The following is a 2,699-nucleotide window of genomic DNA, read 5'->3' as shown; positions in this document are numbered from 1 at the left end:
GAAGGGCGGGGGATCGGCTACGTGCCGCAGGACAGCCTGCTCTTTCCCCACCTGGACGTGCTGGGCAACCTGCGGGCGGGACACGGCCGCGCCCGGCGCGGTGCGGGCGACGTGGACGCCACGCTCGACGGCGTGGTGAAGGTGCTGGGGCTGCAGCCGCTTCTCTCCCGCGCGCCGTCGACGCTGTCCGGCGGCGAACGGCAGCGGGTGGCGCTGGGACGGGCGCTCTGCTCCGGGCCGAAGCTGTTGCTGCTGGACGAGCCGCTGGCATCTCTGGACGCGGCGCTGCGCCGCAAGGTGCTCCCCTTCCTCCGCCGCGTGCGCGACGAGTTCGCCCTCCCCATGCTCCTCGTGTCGCACGACCCGGTGGAGGTGCAGGCGCTCTGCGACGATCTCGTGGTGCTGAACGAGGGCCGCATCGTCGCACGCGGCGAGCCCCGCGCCGTGCTGACCCGGCCCGAGGTGTTTTCGCTGGGCGAGGGAGAGGTGGAGGGCTTCCAGAACGTGATCCCCGCGTCCGTGGTGGAGACGCGCGACGGGGTGAGCGTGGTGCGCCTGGGCGGCGGGGCTGAGGGCCCGCTGCTCACCGTGCACCGCTCCGGACTGGCCCCGGGAAGCGCGCTCCTGGTGGGCATTCCCGCGGACGAGATCACCTTGGCGCTGCAGCCGCCCCCCGGCCTGTCCGCCCGCAACGCCGTTCCCGCGCGGGTGGAGCGCGTGCAGCAGGTGGGGGCGTCGCGGCTGGTGACCGTGCACGTCGCCGAGGGCGCGCCCGCGCTGGTGGCCGAGGTCACCGCCGACGCGTTGGCGGACCTTCACGTAACCCCGGGCACAGGCCTCTACCTGCTGGTGAAGGCCAGCGCCGTCACGCTGTACGAAGAAGGCGCGAGTCCGGCCTGACCCACGAGACGTTGCACGCACAACGGAAGAGCCGCGGAGGGATCGCTCCCCCCGCGGCTCTCTTTCGTCAGTGCCTCCGATTCGAGGCTAGTGCCGATGCGCGGCGGTGCCCGACTCCGTGGGGTTGGTGACCCACGACGGCGGTGGCCGGACGGTGTCGCCGGGCGCCACCACCTGCAGCACCTGCATCATCCCCCGCTCTTCGTGGCCCAGGATGTGGCAGTGCATCACGTACCAGCCCGGGAAGTCCTCGTACTGCTGCCGGATGATGGCGTACCCTTGCGTGCCCGCGGCGGTGGCCTGCGGCAGCGGAAGCACGTCCAGCCAGATGGGCTTGCCGATCTGCGCGGCATCGTTCAGCCGGTCGTACAGCGCCCTGTACTGGTCCGTCGCGCTGGGCGCATACACGTACACCACCTGGAACGGGTTGATGTGGATGTGGAACGGGTGGTTGGTGCGCCGGTCCGTATTCACCACCCGCCAGGTCTGGGTGCCGCTCAGGTTCATCGGGCGCTCGACGCTCTGGGCGGAGATCCCCGTCGTGGGAACGTACACCGAGTCCGGATGGAACTGCCGCAGCGGAGCCAGCTCCGTTCCGAGATAGAACGGAGGAGCACTGCCCGGGCCGCCACCGGCCGAGAACACCACGACCTCCATGCTGTCCGGGGAGATGCGCGTGGGGTCCAGCGGCCCCGGAATGTTGGCGAGGAACCCTCCCAGGGAAGGCAGGGTCGTCGGAAGGGTAGAGGTCACCGGCCCGGTCGTGGGAACCACTCGCACCGACAGCACCGGGGTCGTGTTCGGCGGCGGACCGACGGCCGCGCGGCCGGTGCCGGCGCCCAGCCGCAGGCGCTTCCGGGACCGGTCGTCCGGCTCCACATGCTCCACGTGGGTGATGAGGGCCTGGAACACACCCGCGGTTTGCGGCGCTCTCACCAGCACGTCCAGGCGATTGCCGGGGGCCAGGAGAAGCACCTCGTCGCTGATGGTGTCGTAGTTGAGCGAGTCGTACGTCACTCCGTCGCGCGCCACCTCGAACACCGCGGGCACCTGCCCGCCGACCGTGTTCTGGAAGATGAGGCTGAACGCGGACGTCTTGGTCGTGTTCTCGTTCACGATCCGCCAGCGCTGAACCTCGCCCTGCTGCATGATGACCTGCGGCCGGAACTGGCCGTTCACCAGGGTCGACGCCACGCCTGCACTGCTCGAGTCCATCAGGTTCAGGGTGTCGGTGACCTGCTGGAAAGCCAGCAGTCTCTCGGTGATGCGGTTGGCGGCCTGCACCGAGTCCAGGCCCCCGCTGGCCCCGACCACCTCGAACGCCCCCGACATCCCGTTCGCCACCTGGATGGCCACCGACCCGTGCTTGTGCGGATGGTACCAGTGCGTGCCGGGTGACTGGTTGGCCGGAATGCGGAACGCGTACTGAAAGCTGTCGCCCGGCGCGATCTGCATCAGCACGTCGTCGGCGTTGGGGCTCGGCGAGACGTGGAATCCGTGGTAGTGGATGTTGGTGTAGTTGAACCCGTGAAAGCAGTCGGGCGGCGTGTCCTGATGCCCGCCGACCTGCATTGGGAGGCACCTCGTGGAATCACCCGGCGGCAGGTTGTTCACCAGCCTGATGCGCACCGAATCTCCCTGGCTCACGCGGAACGTGGGGCCGGGAAAGTGCGGCGCCGAATCGGCCCAGGGCCGGCCGTTGACGGAGGTGACCCGGTACGCCCGGAGCCGCATCGGCTTGCCGACGAGCACGCTGTCGTTGAAGGTGGCGATCAGGCGGTAGTTCTGTGCCAGCCGCA

2 protein-coding genes are annotated in these 2,699 nt (G+C 69.8%); one reads left to right on the top strand and one right to left on the bottom strand.

What is annotated here, in order from left to right; all coding sequences use genetic code 11:
- The coding region (locus tag VIB55_RS14105; protein WP_331877293.1) for an ATP-binding cassette domain-containing protein at window positions 1–900 on the top strand (900 nt) is incomplete at its 5' end.
- 87 nt (window positions 901–987) lie between these two features.
- On the opposite strand, the gene VIB55_RS14100 is transcribed toward VIB55_RS14105, so the two are convergent.
- Window positions 988–2,699 (bottom strand): multicopper oxidase family protein (locus VIB55_RS14100; protein WP_331877292.1); only part of this gene is annotated, 1,712 nt, incomplete at its 5' end.

The sequence above is a fragment of the Longimicrobium sp. genome (assembly GCF_036554565.1).
Classification (GTDB): Bacteria; Gemmatimonadota; Gemmatimonadetes; order Longimicrobiales; family Longimicrobiaceae; genus Longimicrobium.
This window is presented reverse-complemented; position numbering and strand designations above follow the sequence as displayed.